We start from the raw sequence: 21,119 nt of genomic DNA, 5'->3' as shown, positions 1-21,119 counted from the left end.
TAAACGCTTCGTATACGGCCTCAGCCAGCGGCGATGTAAGCCAGCGTGAAACCCACTGTCGGGATCGCGAACAAGACCGAGACGGCCGCGAGCTTGCCGATGGTGGGGCGGCGGGTCAGGACGGCGTACGCGATCAGCAGCACCGGCACCATGAACAGCTGCGGCGTCAGCGTGGAGCGAGGGACGACCAGGTCGAACGCGGCGCAGACGAGCGAGACCGCGAGCGCCGCGCCCCACAGCGCGACGCCGAGCCGGTGGGCGAAGACCGCGCCGAAGCGCACGGCGAACGTGGTGTCGCCGGCTTCGGTGTCGGCGGCCAGGTCGGTGACCGTGGTCGGCACGTACAGGGCCGCCGCGAACAGCACGCCGATCACGGCGATCGGCCACGGGAAGAGCCACGGCTCGCGGGTGATCGACCAGCCCGCGGCCGGGGAGACGAGGCCGACCACGAGCGCGTTCACCGCCACGTCCCAGCCCGGCCGGGTCTTCAGCCGCAGCGGCGGCACGCTGTAGGCGCGGCCCAGCAGCAGCACGCCGCCCACCCCCAGCACGAACAGCGGGCCGACGAGGAACGCGGCGCCGACCGACGCCAGCGCCGCCGCCCGGTACCAGGTGCGCAGGCGCCGGGCCGACACCGCCCCGGTCACCAGCGGCGCCGTCGCCTTGCGCGGGTTGGCCCGGTCGCTGCGCAGGTCCTCCAGGTCGTTCTGGGCCAGGACGGCGAGCCAGACGAGCGGTCCGAGGATGAGCAGCGCCACGACGGCCCGGCCGGTGTCGGCCCGCTCCGGCCGCCAGGCGTGTCCGGCCAGGACGGTGCCGAGGTAGGCCGGCACCCAGGAGACCGGCCAGAACCAGGGCCGGGACACGGCGACGAGCAGCGCGGCCGGGCGGTGCGACAACAGCGTCATGCCTCGCATCGTCGGCCCGGTGGCCTGTGCCGCCGCTGAGAGCCGCCCGCGGCTCTAATGTTGGCCTCAGGTTGGCCGGGGAGCATGAGCGGCAAAACCATCGACGACAGAGGGCGGGCCGGCGTGCGGATCATGATCGCGGATGACGAGGCGGCCATCCGTGACTCCCTGGAACGGGTGCTCCAGGTCGAGGGTTACGACACCAGCACCGTCGCCAACGGTCTCGCCGTGCTCGACGGGGTCGCCGGGCCCGGCGGTGACACGCTCGATCTGCTGATCCTCGACGTGATGATGCCCCGCCTCGGCGGGTTGGAGACGTGCCGGCGGCTGCGGGCCGCGGGCCGCGATCTGCCGGTGCTGATGCTGACCGCCCGCGATCAGGTCTCCGACCGCGTCGCGGGGCTGGACGCGGGCGCCGACGACTACCTGCCCAAGCCGTTCGCCACCGAGGAGCTGCTGGCCCGCGTGCGGGCCCTACTGCGCCGGCGCGCGCCGGCCGGCGAGGAGTCGCAGATCCTGTCGTTCGCCGACGTCCGGCTCGATCCCGACCGGTTCGAGGCGTGGCGGGGCGAACGGCCGTTGCACCTGACCCGCACCGAGTTCTCCCTCCTGCAGGTCCTCGTGCGCAACGCGACACGGGTCCTGACCCGCGACGCGCTGTTCGAGGCGATCTGGGGCTTCGACATGAGCACCACAGCCAACAACCTTCAGGTGTACGTGAGTTATCTGCGCCGCAAGATGGAGGCCGAGGGTGAGCCGCGGCTGATCTACACGCTGCGCGGCCTGGGATACACGCTGCGGGAGACTCCACCGTGAGCGGGCCCACCGGCCGGGAACCGCGCCGGCTGACCCGGTGGTGGCGCCGGCGGTCCCTGCGGACCAGGATGACGGTGATCGCGGCGACGGCCATCGCGGTCAGCGTGTTCGTGGCCTTCCAGGTGGCCAGTGAGCTGCTCGACGGGGAACTACGCGACAGCTGGAAGAAACAGCTGCGCGCCGACTCCCGCGTCCTGGCGGCGGACGCGGAGCGCGCCGGTCTGGCGCGGGTCCCGCTACCGTCGTATCCCGGATCCGGTCGGCTGGTGCGGGTCATCCTGCCCGACGGCTCGACCCGGACGCCGGCCGGCCAGCCCGCGCTGCCTCCGGTCAGCGAGCAGGCCGCGCGGGTGGCGCGAGGCGCGCCGGCCGACCTGATGGAGTCCAGCGACAGCGAAGAGGGCTACGTCGTCTACACGCTGCGGGCCGGCGACGGCGCGGTCCAGGTGGCCCGCCTCGCCGACGACAGCCCGGTCAACCGGTTCGGGTTCGGCATGCTGCTGATCGGGCTGTGCTGCGTGGCCGGCGGCGCCCTGGTCGGTCGGACCGTGGCGCGGACCGGGCTGGCACCGATCGACCGGTTGACCGCGGCCGCGGTGCGTGTCGCGCGCACCCGGGATCTCGACGCCGGCATCCCGGACGAGGGCGGTGGGGAGATCCGGCGGCTGATCCAGTCGATGAACGACATGCTCGCCGCGCTCCGGGACTCCCGGACGGCTCAGCGGCTGCTCGCCGAGGACGCCGCCCACGAGCTCAAGACCCCGCTCACCAGCCTGCGCCTCAACGTCGAGCTGCTGATCCGGCTCGATCGGCGGGGCACATTGGACATCGCGCTGCCGGCGGAGAGCCGGACCCGTCTGCTCAACGATCTCGGCTCCCAGGTGGCCGAGTTGAGCACCCTCGCCGCTGAGCTGACCGAGGTGGCCCGCGGTGACGTCAGCGACGAGAACACCGAGCTGCTCGACCTCGCCGACGTCGTGGTGGCGGCCGCGACCCGGGCCCGTTCCCGCATGCCCGACATCGAGGTCGCGCTCGACGTGACCTCCGTGTGGGTGAGCGGGCGTCCCGCGGCGCTGCAGCGGGCGGTGCTCAATCTCGTCGACAATGCCGGCAAGTGGTCCCCCGCGGACCAGCCGGTCCAGGTCCGGCTCCGTGCCGAGCGCGCCTCGGCGGTGCTCGAGGTCGACGACGCCGGGCCGGGCATCGACGCCGCCGACGTACCGCGGGTGTTCGACAGGTTCTACCGTGCCGACAGCGCCCGGGCGTTGCCGGGATCCGGTCTGGGTCTGTCCATCGTGCAGCGGGTCGTCGACGCCCACGGCGGCCGGGTCACCGTCGCCCGCTCCGCGCGCGGTGGCGCGCTGCTCCGGGTCGGCCTTCCGGCCGCGGCCCCGCCCGCGGTGTCCCGACCGGGTCCGGGAAGAGATCCGGGACTCGGCTGAGCCTCGTCCCGGATCTCGTCCGTGGCGCCGCACTCACCGTTGCAACGCGAGCCCTTCGTCGTCCGGGAGCGGCTGGTGCCGGCTCGGCGGCTCGGCCGCTGGACGGGACAGCCGGCTCGGCCACCACATCCGCCGTCCGGCCAGCAGGGTGAGGGCGGGTACCAGGACCGACCGCACCAGCAGGGCGTCGAGCAGCACACCGAAGGCGACCAGGAACCCGACCTCGATCAGCATCACCAGCGGAAGCGTGGCGAGTACGGCGAACGTGGCCGCCAGGACCAGGCCCGCCGACGTGATGACGCCACCGGTGGCCGAGAGGGCTTTGAGCACGCCCTCGCGGGTGCCGAGGCGTACGGTCTCCTCCCGGGCCCGGCTGGCCAGGAAGATGTTGTAGTCGACGCCGAGCGCCACCAGGAACATGAAGGCCAGCAGCGGCACCGAATAGTCGACGCCCTGGAACCCGAGGATCGTGTCGAAGACGAACACGCTGCCGCCGAAGGCCGCCGCGAACGAGACGATCACGGTGGCCATCAGGATCAGCGGGGCCACGATCGCGCGCAGCAGCAGCCCGAGGACGATCAGGACGACGGCGAGCACCAGCGGGATCACCAGCTTCTCGTCGCGCCGTGTGGTCACCTCGGTGTCGAGGTTCTCGGCGCTCGGGCCGCCGACGATCGCCTCGGCCCCGCTCACCGCGTGCACGGCGGTGCGTACCCGCTTGATCGTGTCGTACTCGGCGACGGTGTCCGGCGCGTCCACCGGGAACACGGAGATGGTGGCCCAGCCGCCGCTGCTCTCTTCCGGGATGACCGTGGCCACACCGCGCGTGCCCTCGACGACGTCAAGCACCCGCTCCTGGTAGGCCGGCCGCGCGAAGACCGTCATCGGCTGGCCGCCGAGCTCCGGGAAGTGCTGGCGGAGAACGGAGAAGCCGGTGACCGACTCCGGCGCGGACAGGAACTGATCCTGCTCCCGCAGGGCACCGGTGTTGCCCGCCAGCCCGACGGCGAGCACGCCGAGGACACCGAGCGAGCCCAGCGTCGCCACCCACCGGCGGCGGCTGATGGCGGAGCCGAGCCGTCCCCACAGCCCGGGCTTCTCCGCCACGGCGGTGCTGAACCGCGGGATGGCCGGCCAGAAGATCCGCCGGCCCAGCACCACGAGCACCGCCGGGAACAGCGTCAGCATCGCCACCAGCGCGCACAGGATGCCGGCGGCACCGATCGGGCCCAGCCCGCTGGTGCTGTTCAGGTCGGCGGCGAGCAGGCAGAGCAGGCCGGCCACGACGGTGGCCGCGGACGCGACGATGGCCGGCGCCGCGCCGCGCAGAGCGTGGACCATCGCGACCCGGACGTTCTCGTGGTGGTGCAGGGCCTCCCGGTACCGGGCGATGAGCAACAGCGCGTAGTCGGTGCCGACGCCGAACACCAGGATCGTCAGCAGCGCCGAGTTCTGGTCGTTGACCACGATGCCGAAGCCCTTGACGAGCAGGTAGACGGTCGCCATCGCGGTCAGTGCGGCCGCGCCCACGACCACCAGCGGGATGAACCACAACACCGGGCTGCGGTAGGTGAGGACGAGCAGAAGCGTGACGACGACCACGGTGGTGAGGAAGACCTGCAGGTCGATGCCGTCGAAGATGGCGTCCATGTCACCGTCGACCGCGGCCGGGCCGGTCACCTCGAGTTCCAGGCCGGCCGGGCGGTCCCTCGCGGCGTCACGCAACGGGCCGACGATGGCCTCCGGTGCGCCGTAGGCCGTGCTCACCTGCAGAGTGAACATCATCGCCTTGCCGTCGGTGGAGGGTCTGGTCGCCGGGCCCTCGTCCTCGCCGCCGGCCGCCGCCGTCACCTTCGGCGGATACCGCTTGGTGAGAGTGTCGTAGTGGCGCTCGACCGTCGCGCGGTCGGCGCCGGTCAGGCCGCCGGCACGGTGGTAGACGAAGACGAACGTGTTGTCCTCACCGCCGGGGAGACTGTCCTGAAGTACCGCGACCTTGGTGGACTCCGCGCCGGCGGGCAGGGTGTCCACGGCGCTGTCGGTGGTCACCGAGCTCAACTTTCCGCTCAGTGGCACCATGACCGCCGCCAGGGCCAACCACAAGCCGATCACCAACCACGGCACCCACCGGCCGGCCAAACGACCGGCCGGCGCTGCGTCGACTGCCATCTCATTGCCTCCCGCATACGAATCGCATCAATTTCTGAGGCACGATTCGTATCGAGCGAATCTGAGACGACCATTAATGCGGTCAGGCGCTTTTGAGGGTTGCGCTGACCAGATCGGTCACGAACTCGGTGGTGATTTCCTGACCGGTGATCAGAGCCCGGTAATAGAGCGGTCCCACCAGCCGGTCGACGATCGTGTCGAGGTCGGCCGTGACCGGCAGGTCGCCGCGCTGGACGGCACGCTCGAGCAACTGCCGGTCGCGTGTGCGCTGGCCGGTCAGGTGCTCTTCGCGCAGCCGGGCGGCCAGGGCCGGGTCGTGCTGACCCTCCGCGGTCAGCGCCCGGAACACCGCTCCGGCGTCCGAGGCGGTCAGGAAGCGGGCGAGCGCGCAAAGATGCGTGACCAGATCCCGGGTCGGGTCTCCCGTGTCCGGTGGCGTGATCTCCTCGGCCGCATCGGTCACGAGCGCCTCGAACAGGATGTCGGTCTTGGACGGCCACCACCGGTAGATGGTCTGTTTGGCCACGCCGGCCCGCTGAGCGATGCCCTCGACGGTGAGGCGGGCGAAGCCGTTCTCCACCAGGAGGTCGTCCGCCGCTTGCAGGACCGCGAGGCGTGCCTGCTCGCTGCGCCCGTGACGATTTCCGCGATGCATGGGCACATCCTACCTTGCCTAGACGCAACGTTGCGTCTACGGTTCGTTCCCATGACAGCACTTCTCACCGAGCCGATCAACGGCATCCTCGATCGGCTCCACACCGCTTCCCTGCGCGACGACGATCTGGACATCGCGCCGCTCCCGTCCGGCGCCTCCGCCCAGCAACGAGCCGACGCCCTGGCGTCGGCCTACATGCCGGTCTCCACACAGGGCGGCCGCCTGCTCTACAGCCTCGCGCGGTCCGCCCGGCCACAGACGATCGTCGAGTTCGGCACCTCGTACGGGATCTCCACGCTCTACCTGGCCGCCGCCGTGCTCGACAACGGCGCAGGCCGGGTGGTGACCACCGAGCTCAGCGCGGCCAAGGTCGCCGCCGCCCGGGCCAACCTCGCCGAGGCGGGCGTCGCCCCACTGGTCGACGTCCTCGCCGGCGACGCGCGGCAGACCCTGAGCACGATCGACGAGCGCATCGGCCTGGTGCTGCTCGACGGGTGGAAAGACCTGTACCTACCGGTACTGCGGCTGCTCGAGCCGCGGTTGGCCCCCGGCGCACTGGTCATCGGCGACGACAGCAGCTTCGCGACCGTTCAGCCCTACCTCGACTACGTCCGGGACCCGGCGAACGGTTACCTGAGCGTCAACTTCCCCGTCGAGGACGGGATGGAGCTCAGCTGCCGAATCGACAGCTGAGCCACCCGGTCAGGCCGGGATCGCCGGGAGCTTGGCCATGGCCTGCTTGACGGCGTCGCTGGAGAGCTCGTGGTCGACCATCTCGCCGGCCAGGTAGCGCCCGTACGCCGGGAGGTCGAGGTGGCCGTGGCCGCACAGGGCGGTCAGGATGACCTTCTCCTCTCCGGTCTCCTTGCAGCGCAACGCCTCCTCGACGCAGGCGGCCAGGGCGTGCGTGGGCTCGGGGGCCGGGATGATGCCCTCGCTGCGGGCGAAAGCCACGCCGGCCTCGAAGCATTCGCGCTGATCCTTGGCCACCGCCTCGATGAGGCCCAGCTCGTAGACGTGGCTGATCAGCGGGGACATGCCGTGGTATCGCAGGCCGCCGGCGTGGATCGGGTCGGGGATGAAGTCGTGGCCCAGGGTGTGCATCTTCATCAGCGGGGTCATGCCGGCCGTGTCGCCGAAGTCGTAGGCGTAGACGCCCTTCGTCAGCGACGGGCAGGCGGCCGGCTCGACCGCGCGGATCACCGGGTCGATGCGGCCGGCCAGTTTCTCGCGCAGGAACGGGAAGGCCAGGCCGGCGAAGTTGGAGCCGCCGCCCGTGCAGCCGACGATCACGTCGGGGACCTCGCCGACCTTGGCCAGCTGGAGCAGAGCCTCCTCGCCGATGACCGTCTGGTGCAGAAGCACGTGGTTGAGCACGCTGCCCAGCGCGTAGTTGGTGTCGTCGTTCTGCGCGGCCACCTCGACCGCCTCGCTGATGGCGATGCCCAGCGAGCCCGGCGAATCCGGGTCCGCCGCCAGCACGGCGCGGCCCGAGGAGGTCAGATCGGACGGCGAGGGGTGGATGGTCCCGCCGAAGGTCTCGATCATCATTTTGCGGTACGGCTTCTGGTCGTACGACGCCCGCACCTGCCAGATCTCGCATTCGAGGCCGAACTGCGCGCTGGCGAAGGCGAGGGCCGTGCCCCACTGGCCGGCGCCGGTCTCCGTGGTCAGGCGGCGGATGCCGGCGGCGGCGTTGTAGAAGGCCTGCGGCACCGCCGTGTTGGGCTTGTGCGAGCCGGCCGGCGACACACCCTCGTACTTGTAATAGATCTTCGCTGGGGTTCCGAGGGCCTTCTCCAGCCGGTGGGCGCGAAACAGCGGGGAGGGCCGCCACAGCCGGTAGACGTCGAGGACCTCGTCGGGGATCGGCACGTAGCGCTCGGTCGTCACCTCCTGCTCGATGAGGGCCATCGGGAACAGCGGGGCCAGGTCGCCGGGGCCGACGGGCTGGAGCGTTCCGGGGTGCAGGACCGGCGGCGGCGGGCTGGGCAGATCGGGCACGAGGTTGTACCAGTTCCTCGGCATCTCCGATTCGGACAGGAGGATCTTCGTGGCGGTCATGCCCGGATTCTGCCCGTCCGTGCCCGTTCCCATAAGCCATTCACCCAATGTGTTTACAGGATTACGATCGGTGAGGTTAACTAGCCTCGAAGGCTACGCCTCGGAAGTCCCATAAGGGCGGTAAGCGCACTTCGCCATTATCCCCGGCTTACGGTTACCGGAACAGACCTCCGGTGCGTTCCGGCCGGGTGAAAGGTGTCCGGTCTGTCTACTGTGGAGCCGCAGGCGCGGGAGCATGAGCTGGGTGTCGTTCACCCGACAGTGTCCGGTGCGCGCACGCTCCGTACACAATCAAGCACTTGACTGCCGAAGGCTAGCCAGGCCGCATGCGACGGACAGCGTGTGCGACAACGCCTTGTGGCGACCTCGATCACGTGAGAGTTTCCGTCGAGGCCCCCCAGTCGTGACTCGCCGTTCGCGTCAGCCGGAGACCCGGACGACGGGGCCACACGGCGCCCGAACGAACAGAGAGTCGAGATGATCGATCTACCGACAATCGCGTCGATCGCCGCACTGCTGGCCGTGGCGATCTTCCTCGCGGCCCAGCAACAGCAGACCCGCGCCACGCAGATGACCGACATCCGCGAACGGCACTTCGAACTGATCAAACTGATGCTGGATCATCCCGAGCTGGACTACAACGCGACCGGCCGGGTGGCCGGCGACGATCGGATGACGGCCATCGGCATGAGCATCTGGGTCGCGCACTGGAACACGCTGTGGCACATGGGACAGATGGACGAGAAAGGTTTGAGGTTCAACCTCGCCGACCTGTTCCGCAAGCCCGAGGCCCAGAAGTGGTGGACCGACGTCAGCGACGGCTGGTCGACCAAGGCGAATCGGCGTGAACGCCGCTTCATCGCGATCGTCAACGAGGAGTGCCAGCTCGCCGCGGCCAACCGGACGGTCGCGCCCAGCGGCGTGAGATGACCGCTCGGTCGAGTGTGGCGGTTGCCGGCCGGGCGCACCATTGATCCCATGCTGATCCAGATCACCTCCAGCGACGACCCGAGCCTGCACAGCCTGGCCGAGTGGCTCGAGGCCGACGACTACGAGGCGTCGCTCGGCGCTTCCGGCACCCGGCCGGGGGCGCAGAGCCCGCTCGACCTGATCGACGTGATCCTCAGCAACGCGACGGCGATCGCCGCGCTGCTGGTCTCGTACAAGCAGTGGCGTTCCGCCAAGGACCACGACGAGGCCCCGAAGATCACCTTCAAGCGCGGTGATGTCGAGGTCACCGCCGAGGACGCCGACGAGGAGACCATCGAGCGCGTCCTGAAGGCCCTGCGCGACGGGCAGCAGTGAGACTTCCCGACCCCGCCCACTCCCGGGCGGTGCTGATCGGCGCGTCGCGCTTCACCTCCATGGAGGACCTCCCGGCCGTCACCAACAACCTGACCCGCCTGGCCGAACTGCTCGGCGACCAGCAGGTGTGGGGCCTGCCAGCGCACAACATCGTGACGGTCGCCGACCCGGCGTCACCCAACGACGCTCTCGAGGTGATCCACGGGGCGGCGGCCGCCGCGAGCGACACGCTGCTGGTCTACTACGCCGGGCACGGCCTCCTCGACGGCGGCGACGAACTGCTGCTCGCGCTGCCCGGCACGGACAAAGCCAAGCCCTTCACCGCGATTCGATTCGATGACGTACGCCGTCAGGTGCAGCGCAACCGCAAGCGCCCGTCCACGGTGCTGATCCTGGACTGCTGCTACAGCGCCCGCGCCATGGCCGGCGGGATGAAGGCACCCGGGCCGGCGGCCGGCGATCTGGCCGACCAGGCCGCCGTCGAGGGCAGCTATCTGCTGGTCGCGGCGGCCGAGACGAAAACGGCGCTGGCACCACCCGGCGAGAGCTACACGGCGTTCACCGGCGAGCTGATCAAGATCCTCGAAGAGGGCATCGAGGACGCGCCGGAGCTCATCGCGGCCGAGCAGGTCTACTGGAGCATGAAGACCGAGCTCCGCGCGAAGGGCCGGCCGTTACCGCAGCAACGAGCCCGCAACGCCGGCGCTCACATCGTCCTCAGCCGCAACCGGTGGCGGGCCGCCGCCCCCGGCCCGTCGCCGGCTGTGGTGCGGGCTCCGGCGGATTTCCCCCCTGAGCTGGACGACGTGCCGCTGCCCGATCTGGCCGGCACCGCCGGCAAGCTCCGCGCCGGCGAGCGCCCGGAGCTCGGGGACCAATTGCTGGAACGGGCGGCACGGCAGCGGCCCGCCCAGGAGGTCGCCGGCCTGCTTCTGCGGTCGGCCGACCCCCGGGACACGCGGATCGTCCTGCGTGGGGCGGCGACGCGCCCGGCGGCCGACATCCGCGGCATCCTGAAGCTGCTCGGGCAGATGAAGGCGGAGAGTGTCGCCGACGCTCTCCTGCGGGAGATCGCCGACGGTCCCGCGGAACGAACCGTGGAGGTCCTCGCCGAACTGCGCGGATCGCGGAGCGACCAGTTGCTTCGTCACGCCGTCACCCTCGCCGCCGAGGGCCACCCCAAGCGCTTCATCGACCTGGTGTCCGGCCTGTCGGTCCGCGGGTTGCCGGAGGTCGCCGACCGGGCCCTCGATCAGGCCATCGGCCTTCTCCAGGGAGAGGACGCGGCCAGGGTCGCCGACAGCCTGCGGCAGGCGGGCCGCGACGACGAGGCGGCCCGGCTCTACGCGGCCGCGATCCCGTCCATCGCCGGCCGGGAACCGGAACAGCTCGCCGAGATCGCCCGCCACATGGTCCGCCAGCACCTCGACGGGCCGGCCGGCGATCTGGCCGTGCGGGCCGCCCGACGGGCCGGGTCAGCGCCGGCCCGCGCCCGCCTGCTGCGCGCTTTCTCCGGCGACGTGTGGTCGCCGGCCTGGCCGGCCCTGGTCGGCGAGCTGGCCGGGCTCCCCGAGGACGAACTGGAGCCGATCGCCGTCGACCTCTGGCGGGACGGCCGCGGTGAGGCCGAGCACCTCTACCTCGCCGCGGCGGCGGCCGGCCCGGCCGCGCGGCTGATCCGCCTCGTCGGACACCTGCTCGACCATGGGCGCCTGGAAGACGCGCTCACCATGATCCGCGAGGCCGCGAAATTCCGCGGCGATCATGATCTTGCCCAGTTGGCGGCCGGCCTGACCGAGCCGTACCGTGCGGGTCTGCTGCCCGAGCTGCTGGAGCGCCTCCCTGGGAAGGTCCTACCCGGCTTCTACCTCATCGCCTGCGGGGAGGGCGGCGACCTTCCGGCGGCGGTCGAAGACGAGATCCGGCGCCGCCCGAACGACGACTTCGTGGGCTTCGTCGCTCAGCTGTCGGCCCGCGGCAAGGTGGAACTGGCCGCGGAGTGGCTCGGCGCGCGCGACGACAGCGCCACCCTGGTCGCGAAGTCGGGCTTCCGGACCGACCCGGTGCTGCGGCGCGCCCTCATCCCCGTGCTGACGCGGATTCCGGCTCTGGCCGATTGCCTGGTTCTGGTGGTGTCCACCGAGCTCGCCGCAGGCGACACGCCGCCGTGGACGATCACGAGCCTTCCCGCGCCTTCGATCGGCGCCGTCGTCTCGGCGTTCCCCGCCATCGTCGACAACTCCGTCATCCTTCAGACCCATCTGGCCTCGCTGCCCGCCGAAGACCTCCGCCGCGTCCTCGTGGCCGTGATCCAGCACGGCGCCCCGGCGGCGGTTCAGCTCGTCCTGCGATCTGCCGGCGACGTCGAGCTGATCTCCGCGGCACTGGACGAGCTGCCGTCGCATCACCGGGCCAGGCTCATCACCGCCTTCCGGGAGGTGTCCAACAAGCACCGGATCTTCCGGCTCGGTGCGCTCCTCCGGCGGGCCGGCCACCCCGGCGAGGCCCGGCTGGCGCTGGAGGGGCACCTCTTCCTGCCGATCGAGGAAGCCGGCGATCCGGTCGCCACGGCGATCGCCGAGCACCTGCACGGGATTACGTTCGGCCACGGCCTGCACGCCACCTATCCCCTCGGCCCGGAGCTGCTGGACGAGCTCGCCCGGCTCGGGCAGCTGCAACCGGGCGAGACCTGCCTGATGATGCTGCGCTGGAACCTGTTCGCGAAACGGGACCAGATCGTCTTCACCACGTCCGAGGCACGGCACTGGGACCCGGCCGCGACCCCCGTCGGCTACCGCGAGCTCGGCACCCTCGGCGACATCGGCGTGCAGAACAGCCAGCTCACCTTCCGCTCCACCGACGGCCACCTGCCGTTCCGGGGCTGGCAGCTGGGCACGGCCGAGGAGGCCGCGGCCGTCGGTGATCTGTTCCGGGCCGTCCAGCGGATCGTGCGCAGCTTCGTGTCGGACACCTGACGAGGGGCGGCATCGATCACCGCCGCTGACTAATGTCGAGGCTCATGGATCTTTCTCGCCGCTCCCTGCTCATCTCGGGAGCCGTCGCCGGCCTGGTCGGCGCGGCCGCCGTGCCCGCCTCGGCCGCCACCCACCCCAACGACCCGCTCGAGCGCCTGCTCGCCGGCAACCGCCGCTTCGTCGCCGGCCGCGCCCACCACCTGCACCAGAGCCTCGACCGCCTGCACGAGGTGGCGGCCGGGCAGCACCCGTTCGCGGTCACGATCGGCTGCGCCGACTCCCGCGTACCGCCCGAGGTGCTCTTCGACCAGGGGCTGGGCGACGTCTTCGACAACCGGGTGGCCGGCAACATCGTGGACGACCTGCTGCTGGGCAGCATCGAGTTCGCGGTCGAGGAGTTCGGCTGCCCGCTCGTCGTGGTCCTCGGTCACGAGCGCTGCGGCGCGATCAGCGCCACTGTCGACGCGATCGAGAGCGGCGGCACGGCGCCCGGCCACATCGGCGCCATCGTCGAGGCGCTGCGCCCGATCGTCGAGCCGCTCGCCGGCGGTCCCGGCGACGTCGTCGAGCACGGCGTCCGGGCCAACGTGGTCGCGCAGGTCGCGGCGCTGACCGCGCGCAGCGAGCTGATCGCCGGGCACGTGGCGGCGGGCGAGCTGCGGGTCGTGGGCGCCCGCTACGACCTGGACACCGGGCGGGTCACGCTGCTCCGGTGAGCGCCGGGAAGCGGTCGATGTTGGCCACCGCCCACTGCCGCAGGGCGGCCAGCGGCGCGCACGCGTCCCGGCCGAGCGCGGTGAGCTGGTACTCGACGTGCAAGGGGACGGACGGGTAGACCGTACGGTCGATGAGGCCTTGCTCTTCGAGTCTTCGCAGTGTGGCGGTGAGCACTTTGGGGCTCACGCCGTCGAGGCGGTCGCGCAGCGCGCCGAAGCGCCGCGGGCCGTCCTCGAGGGCGCCCAGCGCGAGGGCGCTCCACTTGTTGGCCAGCAGATCCAGCAGTTGCCGGCACGGGCACGAGGCGTCGTAGACGTCGTGCTGCCGGGAGCAGGAGTCGGTCGTCACCGGCCCATCGTAGTACCCAAAGGGAACTAAGATCCCTTGCCGGTAACTAGGGCCATCGCAATACTGTCCTGGTCATGAGCGAAACGATGCGCGCGGTCGGTTACCGCGACAACGTCCTGGAAGACATCACCCTGCCCGTTCCCGAGCCCGGCGAGCACGACCTGCTGGTGCGGATCGAGGCCGTCTCGGTCAACCCGGTCGACGTCAAGGTGCGCCGCAACGGCTCCGGTGTCCTCGGCTTCGACGCGGCCGGCGTCGTGGTCGAGGTGGGCGCGGCGGTCACGCTCTTCAAGCCCGGAGACCAGGTGTGGTACGCCGGTTCGATCGCCCGCCCAGGCACAAACGCGCAGTTCCATGTCGTCGACGAGCGGATCGTGGGCCCGAAGCCGGCGTCGCTCGACTTCGCCGAGGCGGCGGCGCTGCCGCTGACGGCCCTGACCGCGTGGGAGACCCTGTTCGACCGGCTGCGCCTGACCCCGGACAGCACCGGCTCCATCCTGGTGCTGGGCGCGGCCGGCGGGGTCGGCTCGATCCTGGTGCAACTGGCCCGGCAGCTGACGAACCTCGAGGTCATCGGTACGGCGTCCCGGCCCGAATCGCGGCAGTACGTGCTCGACCGCGGCGCCCACCGGGTGGTCGACCACCACGGCGACCTGCGCCGGGCGCTGCCGGACGGCGTCGACTACGTCTTCAGCCCGCACTCCGCCGGCATGATCGAGACGTTCGCCGACATCGTCCACCCGTACGGCGAAATCGTCGCCATCGACGAGCCCGACGGCCTGGACCTTCTCCCCCTGAAATCGAAGAGCATCGCCTGGCACTGGGAGCTGATGTTCACGCGCGCCCTGTACGACCCGGCGAGCCAGGCCCAGCACGACATCCTGAGCCAGGTGGCCGCCCTGGTCGACAAGGGCGTCCTGCACACCACCCTGACCAGGCGCATCGAGGGCATCGACGCCGCCGGCCTGCGCGAGGCGCACGCCATCGTGGAGGCCGGCTCCGCCGTCGGCAAGACGGTCGTGGTCAGCCGCCCCGAGTGAGACGGCGCACGAGGCGTTAGGTGGCCGCGGCGGCCGCGTATGTGAGCGGCGCGGTCGCCAAGGCGGGGCGGAAGTAGGCCACGGCGGACAGGATCTCGGCGTGAGTCCGGTCCGTCACGTCCTGCGAGATGACGAGCGGGGTGCCGTAGCGGGCGATGCCCGACCGGCCTTCGTGGTGCAACCACGTCCGCATCCGGCGCAGCGCGCCCTGAACGTCGGCCGGGACGATCAGGAGCACCGGCCGGCCGCGCCCGGGCACCTCCCAGACTCGGGCCTCACCTATTCTTCGGGCAGCAACATGGGCGCCCGATGGCCCACGAGGCCGACCACCTCCGCACGAGCCGCGGGAACCAGCCGCTCGAAGACAGTACGATCGACGACTCCTCGAACGATCCACAACTCCGCGAGTGACTCCCCCGCGCCCGCGGCCACCAACTCGCTCTCGGCCGCATCGGTGGCGACCTGGGCCAGGGCGGCATGAACCGCCGGCTCGTCGAAGGCCGAGAGACCCATTGCGGCGTCGTCTCGCTCGTCCTCCCTCGCGTTGCCGTCCAGCAGAACCGCAATGAGTGCCGAAGCCGCGCGCGTGGTCATCGTGAATCGCGGGGGGCGGTCTCGGCCAAGGTGCGCGGTGACTCGCCGTGTGGGGTGCGGCGGGCCGAAACGGTCAGGACGGTCAGGGCGGCCAGCACCAGTGCACCGCCGATCAGGGCCAGGGGTCGTGCGCCCGCGCCGGGCAGCAGGGCCGCGCCGAGCAGAGAGCCGCCGGCGATGCCCACGTTGAACGCTGTGCTCAGCCAGGCCGAGGCCATGTCGGTGCTGGCCGGCGCCACCTGGAGCATGCGGTGCTGCGCGGCGGCCGGATAGGCCGAATAGCCGCCGCCGGTGAGCGCGATCAACGCCACCGCGGCCACCGGAATCGCGCCCAGCGGATAGAGCGCCAGCAGGGCGAACGCCACCACCGCCAGCGGCGTCAGCCGGGCCGCCACCGGACGGCGGTCCAGGAACTGTCCGACGATCATCGTGCCGGCCACCCCGGCCAGGCCGGAGGCGAACAGCACCGGCGCCAGCGCGCCCTGCTCCAGGCCGGTGACATCGAGCAGGAACGGGCCGACGTACGTGGTGAACGTCAGATATCCGCACACCCCGAGCGTGGTCGCCACCACCAGCCACCGGAAGGCCGACCGGTCGGGTGCGCTGCCGCGCGCCGCGCCCCCGGCCTGCGGCGGATAGGACGGCACCAGCAGGACCACGGCCACCGCGACCGCCACGCCGACCACCGCCACCGCCAGGAACGCCGCCCGCCACCCGGCCTGCTGTCCCAGCCAGGTGCCCGCCGGGACGCCGAGGACCGGGGCGAGCGCCGTCCCGACCGAGAACACCGCCACCACCCGGCCCCGGGCCGACGGCGGGAACGGATCGTTGACGGCGGCCGCCGCGATCGACCAGAACAGCGCCTGGCACAGCCCGATCAGCAGCCGCGCGCCGGCCAGCACGGTGAACGACGGCGCGAGCGCGACGAGCAGGTTGGCCGCGGCGAACAACCCGAGGGTGACACCGAGCAGGGTCCGGCGCGGAATCCGGCGGGTGAGCCGGGTCAGCGGCACCGAGAACAGCACCACCACCGCCGCGTACCAGGTGACCAGCTGCCCGACCTGGGACCGCGAGCGGTCCAGGTCGTCGGCCATCAGCGTGAGCAGCCCGATCGGCAGCAGCTCGGTGGTGACGAACGCGAGCGCGGCCAGCGACAACGCGACGACGGCAGCCCAGGCCCGTCGGCTCGCGGCAGGTGGAGCCATGGATCATCCTCTCCGGCGCGCGAACCCGCGCAACCGGCGGATGATCCCAGCAATCCCGGAACACCCGCCAGCGAATTCAGAAACGGCCGCCACCACCACGGCGGCCACCGCCGCCCGAGTGGCCTCCGCCGCCGCGGCGGTTGCTGCCTCCGAAGCCGCCGTGGGAGCGGCCGCCGCCGGCCAGGATGCCGCCCAGGACGGCGCCGGCGAAGGCGCCCGCGTCGAAGCCGCCGGGCTGGCGGTAGCCGCCACCGCCACCCCAGGTCTGCACGTCGACGCGGGCCGACTGGCCGGCCCGGGACGCCAGCTGGTGGGCCTGCTGGGCCTCGGCCAGGGCCGTCACCGGGTCGGAGGCGGCCAGGCTTTCGGCCAGGGACAGGTGGCGCTGGGCCTCGGACAGGGCGGCCCGGGCGTTGTAGTCGACGGCGCCCCGGCGGGTGGTGATGAAGTCGTTGGCGGCGAAGACCTCGGCCCGGACCACCGGCAGGGCCTGGGCCAGCATGCTGCGGGCGTGGGCGCTTCGTTCCGCGGCGTCGCGGGCGGCGGCCAGCGCGGCGTCCAAGGTGGCGTCGGCCGCCTGCAGGCGGGCCACGGCGTCCACCGGGTCGGGGCGTTCGGTGGCCAGGGCGGCGCGGACCTCGGCCAGCGCCTGTTCGCCGCCGGTGACCGCGGCGGCCAGGCCCGGTGGGACCGCTCCCCCGCTGGTCAGCGCGGTGCGGCCGGCGGCGGTCTCGGCGGTCACCTCGGCCAGCAGGCCGTCGGCGGCGGAACGGGCGGCGGGAAGCTCGGTGGCGGCACGCTCGATCGCGCTCACCAGCTGAGCCGCCTGATCCACGGCCTGTTCCGAACCCCGTACGGCAAGCGCCGCCTCGGGCTTTCTGCCTGTGGAGATCGCCTCGCGGGCCTGGCGCAGCGAGTCGGCGGCGTAGGTGAGACGCTCGCGGATCTGGTCGGCGTTGCCGGTGATGGCGGTGACCGCGCCGCCGGAGAAGCGGGACAGGAGGTCCTGGACGGTCGCCGCGGCGCCGGGCAGCGCGGCCTCGACCTGGGCGCGGCGGCGATCGACCTCGTCGGCGGCCTCGGCGGCCCGGGACTCCAGGTCGCGCAGGCGGTCGAAGGCGTCGGACTCGGCGTCGAGGCGCTTGTCGGCGGCCTCGCACAGCTCGATGATGCGGGTCAGCGTGGCCCGCTCGTCGGGGGTGGGCGTCTCGTCGAGCGTCATCCGCAGCTGGAAGGCCTCGCCGACGTTGCGGCGGGCCTCGTCCAGGGCAGACCGGAACTGCTCGGTGGCGGCGGCGCCGTACTGCGCGGTGGCCAGCTCCAGCTCGCGTTCGCTGGCGCGCAGGTCGTCGTCGAGCTCGATCAGCAGGGCGTTGGCCCGGCTGGAAAGGTCGGCGACGGACGGGCCGGACGGGGCCGGCGGCGCGGCCTGACGGTGACGGCGGCGCAGGAACACCCAGGCCAGGCCGGCCACCACGACGAGCAGGACGATGAGGACGGCCCAGACGAGGCCGCTGCTGGAGGAGGCCGCGTCCTGGTAACCCTCGGCGGCGGCCACGACGGCGCCCGACCAGTCGCCCTCCTTCAGGGCGGGCTCGATGTCCTTCTCGGCGACCTCGGCCAGCTCCTGCTCGGAGATGCGGGAGTCGTCGGGGAACGAGTACGCGTACGACCGGTCCTCCACCGCGATGGCCAGAAGCGCGTCACGGTCGCCCAGGTCGCTGAGCCGGGCCGTCTCGTCGGTCCAGCTCTGGGCCGGTGTGCCGTCGAACGAGTCGACGAGCACCACCCAGAGCTGAATGCCGGTCTTGTCCTGCAGGTCCTGCAGCGCGTTGTCGACCGGCGCCCGGTTGTCGATCCAGCCGGAGGCGTCGGTGACCTGCATGTCGAGCCGCTGCGGCGCCTCGGCGAGGGCAGGCGGCGCCACCAGCAGGACGGTCGACAGGGCGATCAGGAACGAGACGGCTCGGCGCGGCATGCCTCCAACCTATGCGAACGCCCGGTCGTACAGGCCCTGGAGGCCCTCGGCGTCCGCCTCGCCGCTGTAACCGCAGATCAGCATGCTGCCCTGCGAGGACGCGACCAGGTACTTCTTGCCGTTCTCGAACTTGCCGCTGCCCATCATCTGCTCGGAGGAGTCGCCGGCCTGGGCGATCCGCACCTGACCGGCGGCGTCGCCCCGGTAGACGCGGGTGACGTCGAGGGTGACGGTGGCGCCCTCGACCGCGGTCACGGTGCCGGCGAAGGCGAAATCGGCGCGTTCGGCCAGGACTTCGGCCGTCGGTTCAACACATTTCGCCTGTACGCCCGGAGCGGTCAACTGGACGGTCCGGAGCTCCTGGGTGGTCACGGTCGGTGTCGTCTCCTCGGGTCGAAGCGTGAGCCAGCCGATGCCGGCGGCCACCAGCACGAGGGCCGCCGCGGCCAGGGCGATCTTCTTACGCGGCGCGGGTGGCGCGGGCGTGGCGGTGGTCATGATGTCCTCCAGCGGGAAGCGCTGCGGGGAGGCCGGCAGGTCCCGGGCCGGATCGGCGCGGCGCAGTAGCGCCCGCAGGTCGTCGTCGGTCATGGCCGGCTCCCCTCTGTCTCCCCCTCATGTCCGGCCGCGGCCCCGGCCTTTCGCAACTCTTCGCGGAGTTTCTCCTTGGCCCGGTGCAGCCGGATGGAGGCGGCGTTGGCCGAGATGCCGAGAACGACGGCGATCTGCGGCGGGGAGAGGTCTTCCCAGGCCCACAGCCGCAGCAGCTCGGCGTCGGCGGCGCGCAGGTTCGCCATCGCCGCTTCCAGTTCGCCGTCTCGGGGCTCGGGCCCCGCTATCGCGGGCGGCGGCGGGTCGATGGTGGCGATCCGCGCGAACAGCCGCGCCTGCCGGCGCCGGCTGCGGTCGGCGTTGGCGAGGCAGTTACGGGCTACCCCGTACGCCCAAGGAAGGTGGTCCTCAGGAATCTCCTCGAGCCGCCGCCAGCACACGAGCAGAGTCTCGGACAGCACGTCGTCCGCGGTGGCCGGATCGGTGCGCCGCACGAGATAGCGCCGCACCGCCTCGATCACCGCGGGGGCCAGCGCCTCGAACCGCCGCCGGCGCCCCTCCAAGTCCACAGGGTCCACCCTCACACATGTCCGGGAGCCCCCGGCCCCTTTCAAGATCGCCGCATCCTCCCACGGCTCACATCCAACCTCGACTTCGCATCAACGATCGGGGCTCCATTTACCGGCACCGATACCCGAACTCGAGAAGCGCCGATCGCACCATCTGGCCCATCCAGTAACAAGCGTCGGGTAGCCAGCGCCGAATACAGCTGAGCGGCGGCTTGCCCGAACAACCATCTGGTGCGAGATAGGCGGCAAGAGTCGGCCGTTCGTCTTGTATGGGTGGCCAACAGTCCCACACCCTTGGCCGTACAAGCCACGCCTACGACCTTGCCGGACAGACATCATGGCGATCATGGATTAGGTGCCTGAGACTGGACGTCTCCAATGCGACACGGGAGGATTTTACGCAATGACGCCCGAGCAAGATGAAGGTCCGTCGATACCTACCAGCCATTCAGCCGGCGCCGGCGCACCTTCATCTCATCAACGACTATGGAAGTTTGTGCGCGACAGCGCATGGCAATGCGTCGGCGCGATCGTCGCTATCATTGCACTGATCGTAGCGGTCATTCAGCTTACTGCGGAGCGAGTTGAGCCCTCGCCGAGTCCCGCTCAGGAGATTTCGGGCGACATTTCCGGAAACTGCAATGCGGTCGGCTCCGGAAACAAAGTGGACTGTCAGTAATCGTCAGCATCCGAGAGGCCGAGACCTGCAATGCATTCGTCGGCGGGGCCGCACAGAATCGGCTCGAATATCAGGGACATGATCGGCAAGCACTTCGGCCTCCTCGCCGCAGGCTCCATAGCCCTGGCGCTTTGCGTCAGCGGATCCCTTGTTGGCGCCGCATTAGTGATCGTGGAACAACGCGAGTCGAACGGCTCTGGAAGTAAAACGAATATAAACGGCAAGGTTTCAGGCTCTTGCAGCGCGAACGGCGTGAACAATACGATCACGTGCGCACAACAAGGCCCCTCCATGGCGAACGTGGCAGTAGTGGAATCCGCCCAACAGGCAGGCTTACTCTGGTTTGACGGACCACCTCATGAGCTGCCCAAAATACCCTCGAAATTCGCCGGCTCGAATTCATGCAGGGATCCGGAGTTTATGACCTGGGCCAGGTCGACAGATCGCCTCTATCTCACAGGCATCGAGAAGGACGTCGTTCTGACAGCCGGAGACCCAGACTTGGTCGTCCTCACTGGAGCTAACCTTATCATCTCTTCTCGTCAGCCGCGGAGCGCGAGCGACGGCACCTGGATCAAATGCATCTTCGGCGGCGGCGGGATTACATACAGCTACGAACTCCGCATCGAGAGCCAGACCCTCAAGAACACCCTGACCGAGATAGTCAGTTGCGATGATCCCTCGGCCCCCAAGAATTGCGCCGAGGTGTTTGAAGGTCCAGCGAAGCCGATGCCGCCAGCGAGCGTAGCCCTGGGCAGCAAGTCGGTAGCTGACATCAGAATCACAGTCTTGTCCAAACTTGATCATGCCTATTCAGGAAAAGTCGCCGTCGCTTCCACCGTCAACGGAGCCGACCGGAATTTTTACATCGGCACAGACAATACATTACTGAGATGGGTGGGATTTGAACCAACCTCCGAAGAGGAGGACTGGTATGCCACCGATAACAGCGGGAGGTGGGTCAAGAATTGGTCTCCCGCTTGCGGAGATTATTGCAACGACTGAGGTCCTGGGCGGGGCGGCTCTCGGGATCGAAGGTGAACCAACCTGGCGGTCGAGAATCCTCCTCCGGATGCAGGATCATGACGTTCCGGTAGTCGAAG

At 70.6% G+C, this 21,119-nt stretch carries 20 protein-coding genes; 9 read left to right on the top strand and 11 right to left on the bottom strand.

All coding sequences use genetic code 11. The features are described 5' to 3' along the window. Window positions 1-20 precede the first annotated feature (20 nt). The gene (locus CRP55_RS39930) at window positions 21-908 is read right to left on the bottom strand and encodes a UbiA prenyltransferase family protein (RefSeq protein WP_179855536.1); all 888 of its coding nucleotides are present in this window, start codon (window positions 906-908) and stop codon (window positions 21-23) included. Window positions 909-992: 84 nt separating this feature from the next. Between CRP55_RS39930 and CRP55_RS39925 the strand changes: the two genes are divergently transcribed. Then, window positions 993-1,724 carry a response regulator transcription factor gene (locus CRP55_RS39925; protein ID WP_179855535.1) on the top strand — a complete coding sequence of 244 codons (732 nt, stop codon included), beginning with the start codon at window positions 993-995 and terminating at the stop codon, window positions 1,722-1,724. Beyond that, window positions 1,721-3,166 carry a HAMP domain-containing sensor histidine kinase gene (locus tag CRP55_RS39920; RefSeq protein WP_097327193.1) on the top strand — a complete coding sequence of 482 codons (1,446 nt, stop codon included), beginning with the start codon at window positions 1,721-1,723 and terminating at the stop codon, window positions 3,164-3,166. The genes CRP55_RS39925 and CRP55_RS39920 overlap by 4 nt, the downstream gene beginning before the upstream one ends. Window positions 3,167-3,199: 33 nt before the next feature. On the opposite strand, the gene CRP55_RS39915 is transcribed toward CRP55_RS39920, so the two are convergent. Together CRP55_RS39915 and CRP55_RS39910 are read right to left on the bottom strand one after the other, a co-directional pair. Continuing rightward, a complete protein-coding gene (locus CRP55_RS39915) occupies window positions 3,200-5,215 on the bottom strand; it encodes an MMPL family transporter (RefSeq protein ID WP_245923669.1) in 2,016 nt (671 codons plus the stop codon). Between the two features lie 202 nt (window positions 5,216-5,417). Beyond that, a complete protein-coding gene (locus CRP55_RS39910) occupies window positions 5,418-5,990 on the bottom strand; it encodes a TetR/AcrR family transcriptional regulator (protein WP_097327191.1) in 573 nt (190 codons plus the stop codon). A gap of 51 nt (window positions 5,991-6,041) precedes the next feature. Here CRP55_RS39910 and CRP55_RS39905 point away from each other — a divergent pair, with 51 nt between their 5' ends. After that, window positions 6,042-6,683: an O-methyltransferase gene (locus CRP55_RS39905; protein WP_097327190.1), complete on the top strand. Its 642-nt coding sequence runs from the start codon at window positions 6,042-6,044 to the stop codon at window positions 6,681-6,683. A gap of 9 nt (window positions 6,684-6,692) precedes the next feature. Here CRP55_RS39905 and CRP55_RS39900 read toward each other — a convergent pair whose 3' ends face one another. Continuing rightward, window positions 6,693-8,054, bottom strand: coding sequence for a TrpB-like pyridoxal phosphate-dependent enzyme (locus CRP55_RS39900; protein WP_097327268.1), 1,362 nt, complete (start codon window positions 8,052-8,054; stop codon window positions 6,693-6,695). 477 nt (window positions 8,055-8,531) lie between these two features. On the opposite strand from CRP55_RS39900, the gene CRP55_RS39895 reads away from it, so the two are divergent. Genes CRP55_RS39895 through CRP55_RS39880 form a run of 4 tightly spaced genes read left to right on the top strand, consistent with a single transcriptional unit; the run spans window position 8,532 to window position 13,050 of the window. Next, window positions 8,532-8,984, top strand: coding sequence for a DUF6082 family protein (locus CRP55_RS39895; RefSeq protein ID WP_097327189.1), 453 nt, complete (start codon window positions 8,532-8,534; stop codon window positions 8,982-8,984). A 48-nt stretch (window positions 8,985-9,032) separates the two neighbouring features. Beyond that, the gene (locus CRP55_RS39890) at window positions 9,033-9,359 is read left to right on the top strand and encodes an effector-associated constant component EACC1 (RefSeq protein WP_097327188.1); all 327 of its coding nucleotides are present in this window, start codon (window positions 9,033-9,035) and stop codon (window positions 9,357-9,359) included. Continuing rightward, window positions 9,356-12,334: a caspase, EACC1-associated type gene (locus CRP55_RS39885; RefSeq protein ID WP_097327187.1), complete on the top strand. Its 2,979-nt coding sequence runs from the start codon at window positions 9,356-9,358 to the stop codon at window positions 12,332-12,334. Before CRP55_RS39890 ends, CRP55_RS39885 begins: the two co-directional genes overlap by 4 nt. Window positions 12,335-12,378: 44 nt before the next feature. Beyond that, on the top strand, window positions 12,379-13,050 hold the full coding sequence (locus tag CRP55_RS39880; RefSeq protein WP_245923668.1) for a carbonic anhydrase: 672 nt from the start codon (window positions 12,379-12,381) through the stop codon (window positions 13,048-13,050). On the opposite strand, the gene CRP55_RS39875 is transcribed toward CRP55_RS39880, so the two are convergent. Next, complete coding sequence (locus tag CRP55_RS39875) at window positions 13,034-13,399, bottom strand: winged helix-turn-helix transcriptional regulator (RefSeq protein WP_218854832.1); 366 nt, start codon at window positions 13,397-13,399, stop codon at window positions 13,034-13,036. The two genes, CRP55_RS39880 and CRP55_RS39875, sit on opposite strands and share 17 nt — an antisense overlap. A gap of 74 nt (window positions 13,400-13,473) precedes the next feature. Here CRP55_RS39875 and CRP55_RS39870 point away from each other — a divergent pair, with 74 nt between their 5' ends. Further along, the gene (locus tag CRP55_RS39870) at window positions 13,474-14,439 is read left to right on the top strand and encodes a zinc-binding alcohol dehydrogenase family protein (RefSeq protein WP_245923667.1); all 966 of its coding nucleotides are present in this window, start codon (window positions 13,474-13,476) and stop codon (window positions 14,437-14,439) included. Window positions 14,440-14,455: 16 nt separating this feature from the next. On the opposite strand, the gene CRP55_RS39865 is transcribed toward CRP55_RS39870, so the two are convergent. The 6 genes from CRP55_RS39865 to CRP55_RS39840 all read right to left on the bottom strand — a co-directional run bounded on the left by CRP55_RS39865 (window position 14,456) and on the right by CRP55_RS39840 (window position 19,337). Continuing rightward, window positions 14,456-14,698, bottom strand: coding sequence for a hypothetical protein (locus tag CRP55_RS39865; RefSeq protein ID WP_097327184.1), 243 nt, complete (start codon window positions 14,696-14,698; stop codon window positions 14,456-14,458). 20 nt (window positions 14,699-14,718) lie between these two features. Further along, entirely contained in the window at window positions 14,719-15,033 is a 315-nt protein-coding gene (locus CRP55_RS39860; RefSeq protein WP_097327183.1) for a hypothetical protein, read from the bottom strand. Then, window positions 15,030-16,238, bottom strand: a complete 1,209-nt coding sequence (locus tag CRP55_RS39855; protein WP_097327182.1) for an MFS transporter — start codon at window positions 16,236-16,238, stop codon at window positions 15,030-15,032. Before CRP55_RS39855 ends, CRP55_RS39860 begins: the two co-directional genes overlap by 4 nt. 76 nt (window positions 16,239-16,314) lie before the next feature. Further along, window positions 16,315-18,216: a TPM domain-containing protein gene (locus CRP55_RS39850; protein ID WP_097327181.1), complete on the bottom strand. Its 1,902-nt coding sequence runs from the start codon at window positions 18,214-18,216 to the stop codon at window positions 16,315-16,317. A 9-nt stretch (window positions 18,217-18,225) separates the two neighbouring features. After that, a complete protein-coding gene (locus CRP55_RS39845; protein WP_097327180.1) occupies window positions 18,226-18,807 on the bottom strand; it encodes a hypothetical protein in 582 nt (193 codons plus the stop codon). Continuing rightward, on the bottom strand, window positions 18,804-19,337 hold the full coding sequence (locus tag CRP55_RS39840) for an RNA polymerase sigma factor (protein WP_097327179.1): 534 nt from the start codon (window positions 19,335-19,337) through the stop codon (window positions 18,804-18,806). The genes CRP55_RS39845 and CRP55_RS39840 overlap by 4 nt, the downstream gene beginning before the upstream one ends. Window positions 19,338-20,094: 757 nt before the next feature. On the opposite strand from CRP55_RS39840, the gene CRP55_RS52495 reads away from it, so the two are divergent. After that, window positions 20,095-21,021 carry a hypothetical protein gene (locus CRP55_RS52495; RefSeq protein ID WP_143235260.1) on the top strand — a complete coding sequence of 309 codons (927 nt, stop codon included), beginning with the start codon at window positions 20,095-20,097 and terminating at the stop codon, window positions 21,019-21,021. Window positions 21,022-21,119 lie beyond the last annotated feature (98 nt).

Origin of the sequence: Paractinoplanes atraurantiacus (assembly GCF_900215205.1) — a bacterium.
Taxonomy (GTDB): Bacteria; Actinomycetota; Actinomycetes; order Mycobacteriales; family Micromonosporaceae; genus Actinoplanes; species Actinoplanes atraurantiacus.
Note: the sequence above shows the minus strand (reverse complement) of the source record. Positions and strands in the feature narration are given on the sequence as shown.

What these genes read in the sequence shown, in the direction of transcription:
- CRP55_RS52495 (WP_143235260.1), top strand. Translation starts at nt 20,095, where the DNA reads ATGATCGGCAAGCACTTCGGCCTCCTCGCCGCAGGCTCCATAGCCCTG.
- CRP55_RS39925 (WP_179855535.1), top strand. Translation starts at nt 993, where the DNA reads ATGAGCGGCAAAACCATCGACGACAGAGGGCGGGCCGGCGTGCGGATC.
- CRP55_RS39870 (WP_245923667.1), top strand. Translation starts at nt 13,474, where the DNA reads ATGAGCGAAACGATGCGCGCGGTCGGTTACCGCGACAACGTCCTGGAA.
- CRP55_RS39850 (WP_097327181.1), bottom strand. Translation starts at nt 18,216, where the DNA reads ATGCCGCGCCGAGCCGTCTCGTTCCTGATCGCCCTGTCGACCGTCCTG.
- CRP55_RS39900 (WP_097327268.1), bottom strand. Translation starts at nt 8,054, where the DNA reads ATGACCGCCACGAAGATCCTCCTGTCCGAATCGGAGATGCCGAGGAAC.
- CRP55_RS39855 (WP_097327182.1), bottom strand. Translation starts at nt 16,238, where the DNA reads ATGGCTCCACCTGCCGCGAGCCGACGGGCCTGGGCTGCCGTCGTCGCG.
- CRP55_RS39930 (WP_179855536.1), bottom strand. Translation starts at nt 908, where the DNA reads ATGACGCTGTTGTCGCACCGCCCGGCCGCGCTGCTCGTCGCCGTGTCC.
- CRP55_RS39890 (WP_097327188.1), top strand. Translation starts at nt 9,033, where the DNA reads ATGCTGATCCAGATCACCTCCAGCGACGACCCGAGCCTGCACAGCCTG.
- CRP55_RS39905 (WP_097327190.1), top strand. Translation starts at nt 6,042, where the DNA reads ATGACAGCACTTCTCACCGAGCCGATCAACGGCATCCTCGATCGGCTC.
- CRP55_RS39845 (WP_097327180.1), bottom strand. Translation starts at nt 18,807, where the DNA reads ATGACCGACGACGACCTGCGGGCGCTACTGCGCCGCGCCGATCCGGCC.
- CRP55_RS39895 (WP_097327189.1), top strand. Translation starts at nt 8,532, where the DNA reads ATGATCGATCTACCGACAATCGCGTCGATCGCCGCACTGCTGGCCGTG.
- CRP55_RS39880 (WP_245923668.1), top strand. Translation starts at nt 12,379, where the DNA reads ATGGATCTTTCTCGCCGCTCCCTGCTCATCTCGGGAGCCGTCGCCGGC.
- CRP55_RS39910 (WP_097327191.1), bottom strand. Translation starts at nt 5,990, where the DNA reads ATGCATCGCGGAAATCGTCACGGGCGCAGCGAGCAGGCACGCCTCGCG.
- CRP55_RS39860 (WP_097327183.1), bottom strand. Translation starts at nt 15,033, where the DNA reads ATGACCACGCGCGCGGCTTCGGCACTCATTGCGGTTCTGCTGGACGGC.